A 3443-nucleotide genomic window follows, 5' to 3' on the forward strand; every position below is an offset into this window, starting at 1 on the left:
AGCTCGGTCCCGGGGATCCTCTAGAGTCGAGGTCGACCGTCACCCAGTGACCCTGGCCGTCGGCCGGGTTCACGATGATGTCCTCCGGGCGGATGCCGGCGGTGACCTGCGTCGCGCTGGTGGGACGGTCGATGTCGGCGTCGACGACGGCGGTGCCGAACTGGATGCCGCCGGCGCTCGCCAGGTCGACCTGGAACAGGTTCATGGCGGGCGAGCCGATGAAGCCGGCGACGAAGACGTTGTTCGGCTTCTCGTACAGGTCACGCGGCGTGCCGACCTGCTGCAGCAGACCGTCCTTGAGAACCGCGATGCGGTCGCCCATGGTCAGAGCCTCGGTCTGGTCGTGGGTCACGTACACCGTGGTGACGCCGAGGTTGCGCTGCAGCGATGCGATCTGGGTGCGCGTCTGCACGCGCAGCTTCGCGTCGAGGTTCGACAGGGGCTCGTCCATGAGGAACACCTGGGGCTTGCGCACGATCGCGCGGCCCATCGCGACGCGCTGACGCTGACCACCGGAGAGGGCCTTCGGCTTGCGGGTCAGGTAGTCCTCGAGGTCGAGGAGCTTCGCGGCCTCGAGCACGCGCTGCGCGCGCTCTTCCTTGCCGACGCCGGCGATCTTGAGCGCGAAGCCCATGTTCTCGGCGACCGTCATGTGAGGGTACAGGGCGTAGTTCTGGAAGACCATCGCGATGTCGCGGTCCTTCGGCGGGATGTCGGTGACATCGCGATCGCCGATCAGGATGCGGCCGGAGTTGACCTCTTCGAGGCCGGCCAGCATGCGCAGCGACGTCGACTTTCCACAACCGGACGGGCCGACGAGGACGAGGAACTCGCCGTCACCGACCTCGAGGTTGAGCTTGTCGACGGCCGGGCGGGTGCCGCCCGGGTACAGACGGGTTGCGTTGTCAAAGGTGACGGACGCCATGTTTTCTTCTCCTTCACCGGCAGGTACGTGCCGGACGATCCGTAGTGATGGAATGAGCGGGGGCTTGGCCCGCACGTCCTGCGATGGACGCGTTCTCAGTATCGCACGTTCTCCTCTGCGAGGAAGAGGCCTCGTCTGGGCATTTCACAGGCTCGCTGGCTAGCATCGACACATCGCCTTGCTCCGTCCGCGACGCTGGACCCGATCCGGATCGTGACGACCGGGATGCACCGCGATGTGCCCTCGAGCTGCCTCCCACAGAAGGTCCCATGTCCCACGACGACGCCCCGAACGAGCCCACGCCTGCTGGCCGCCGCGATGCGGTGCGCGAGAAGGCGCAGCTCGTCCACGCGAAGCAGTCGCGGGCACGCGTGCTGCGCCGCTCGGCGCTCGCCGTCGTCGCCGCTGCCGCCGTCGTCGCGGTCGCGGTCGCGGTGTCGTGGGCGGTGCGCTCCAACAGCGATCGGCCGCAGCTGCAGCCGGCCGACGCCACCGCCGACGGCTTCCGGGTGACGTCGGTGTCTTCGGTCTCGCCGGGAACGCCGATCGACGGCGCGAGCCCGGCGCCCACGGCTGCGGCCGAGCCGCAGGCGACACCTTCGCCGTCCACCTCGGCATCCGTGGTCGACATCCACGTCTACGTCGATTACCTCTCGCCGGCGGCGCGACAGTGGCAGCTCGCCAACGCGAAGCAGCTGGCGTCGTGGGTGTCGGACGGGGCGGCAACCCTGACCTACCACCCGGTCTCGATGCTCACCGCCAAGTCGAACGGAACGAAGTACTCGTTGCGCGCGGCGAGCGCAGCCGCGTGCGTCGCGACTCTCGATCCGTCGAAGTTCTTCAGCTTCAACAACGACCTCCTCACCCGTCAGCCGGCTGTCGACTCCGACGGCTTCTCCGACAAGGAACTCGCCGACATCGCCCAGGCGAATGGCTCTGACGATCCGAAGCGCCTTCGCGACTGCATCGAGACCGAGTCGTACTCGTCGTGGGTGAAGGGTGCCACCGAGCGGGCGATCAGCGGCATCCCCGGTACGAACGGGCTCACCCTGACGGGAACGCCCATGGTCGTCGTGAACGGCCAGCAGTACGTGGGCGACATGACCGATGCCGCCGAGTTCTCGCAGTTCGTGCTCACGAGCGCGAGCGGGGCATACTACAAGTCGCAGACCGCGACGCCCACGCCCACCGTGACGCCGACGGCCGCGCCGTAAGTCAGGCCCCGTGTCCGCGTCGCGTATGACGTGAGCGGCGACCCGTCACGACGGACACGTCGACCGCGGAACGCGGATCATAAGCCGCTGAGGGACGTGTACCAGTCCCCGGCTCGGATGCCTATGATCACTCCCTGGTCCGCGTCCGGGATGACGACTTTGGTTCCCTCCGTCGTCGAGTTGATGAGCGAAGGATCCTCGGGGTCCGATGCGAGCGGAAGATCGGGCGTGGGCTGCGCTCCTCGCTTCTTGGCTTCATCGACGGTCTGGCCCACGACGATGCCGGAGGCGGTGTGGATAGGCAGTGTTCCAACGCGTGGCGCGGTGACGTAGAGGAACGTCCCCCGACACCCGGCATCGCACTCGTCGGGGCTGAAGACCGTGGTGATCGTCATGCTGTCCCACGTGAACGTGGATGTGAACTTCGCACCTTCCGGCCCGCCGGGCTTTGTTTCCTCAATGCCGGCCGACCCGGCTGCGGCACTGATCGCCTGAGCGAACGGAGTGGGATCCTCGCCCTTGAACTTCAGCCGCGCCACGACCTCGCCACTCGCGTCAATCAGCGTCACATCGGTCGCCGAGATGACCAACGCGGCACGGGTCGATGTCGGGCTGGGTGTGAAGGTAGGTGTGGGAGTTGGGGTGGTGATCGGAGCTGATGACGTCGGCGGCTGGGTGTGTGAAGCGGTCGGAAGCGGCGAGGGTTGCGCCGTTGTACATCCTGCGAAGATGACCGCGACGACGCCCAAGACAACGACGAACCAGCTTCTGCGCATGCGCCTATCCTCTCAGGGTCGCTGCGAGCTGCCTGCGTCGATGTGCGTGTGACGCGGCGCATCACGTACCCTCATAGGCGCGGGGTATCCCGTGGTCGTCCGGATTTCCGGGCCCCGCCGGCTTGGCGCAATTGGTAGCGCACCGTACTTGTAATACGGGGGTTGCAGGTTCAAGTCCTGTAGCCGGCACCGTTTATCTGGCACCCTGACCAGCTCGGATACGACGGCGCGGCGTCGAGCGGGTCGAACCTCGGCCCGGAGAACAGCGACCTCGTGACCGCGATCGGCGAGCGCCAGGCCGCGATCGCCGCGGCGGACGGCGTGCCGGTGGGCGACATCCCGGCCGACGCCGTCACGGCATCCGGATCGGGACTCGACCCGCACATCTCGCCGGCGTACGCGAAGCTACAGGTGGCCCGCATCGCCGCGGCGCGCGGCCTCGACCCGGCGGTGGTCTCGGCGCTCGTCGATCAGCACACGAGCTCGCGCGACCTCGGCTTCCTGGGCGAGCCCCGCGTGAACGTGCTC

3 protein-coding genes, 1 tRNA gene and 1 pseudogene are annotated in these 3443 nt (G+C 67.6%); 3 read left to right on the top strand and 2 right to left on the bottom strand.

The features are described from left to right. A partial coding sequence (locus I5I_RS11635) for an ABC transporter ATP-binding protein (RefSeq protein ID WP_036319610.1) occupies positions 1-925 on the bottom strand: 925 nt, incomplete at its 3' end. A gap of 269 nt (positions 926-1194) precedes the next feature. Here I5I_RS11635 and I5I_RS11640 point away from each other — a divergent pair. Beyond that, entirely contained in the window at positions 1195-2139 is a 945-nt protein-coding gene (locus I5I_RS11640; protein WP_036319613.1) for a DsbA family protein, read from the top strand. A 77-nt stretch (positions 2140-2216) separates the two neighbouring features. Here I5I_RS11640 and I5I_RS11645 read toward each other — a convergent pair whose 3' ends face one another. Continuing rightward, positions 2217-2729, bottom strand: a complete 513-nt coding sequence (locus I5I_RS11645) for a hypothetical protein (protein ID WP_036319616.1) — start codon at positions 2727-2729, stop codon at positions 2217-2219. A gap of 302 nt (positions 2730-3031) precedes the next feature. On the opposite strand from I5I_RS11645, the gene I5I_RS11650 reads away from it, so the two are divergent. Both I5I_RS11650 and I5I_RS11655 read left to right on the top strand, forming a co-directional pair. Further along, positions 3032-3104, top strand: a tRNA-Thr gene (locus I5I_RS11650). Between the two features lie 27 nt (positions 3105-3131). Then, a pseudogene (locus I5I_RS11655) lies at positions 3132-3443 on the top strand (potassium-transporting ATPase subunit C); the annotation flags it as partial.

This window comes from Microbacterium sp. B24 (genome assembly GCF_000333415.1).
Classification (GTDB): Bacteria; Actinomycetota; Actinomycetes; order Actinomycetales; family Microbacteriaceae; genus Microbacterium.

What these genes read in the sequence shown, in the direction of transcription:
- I5I_RS11640 (WP_036319613.1), top strand. Translation starts at nt 1,195, where the DNA reads ATGTCCCACGACGACGCCCCGAACGAGCCCACGCCTGCTGGCCGCCGC.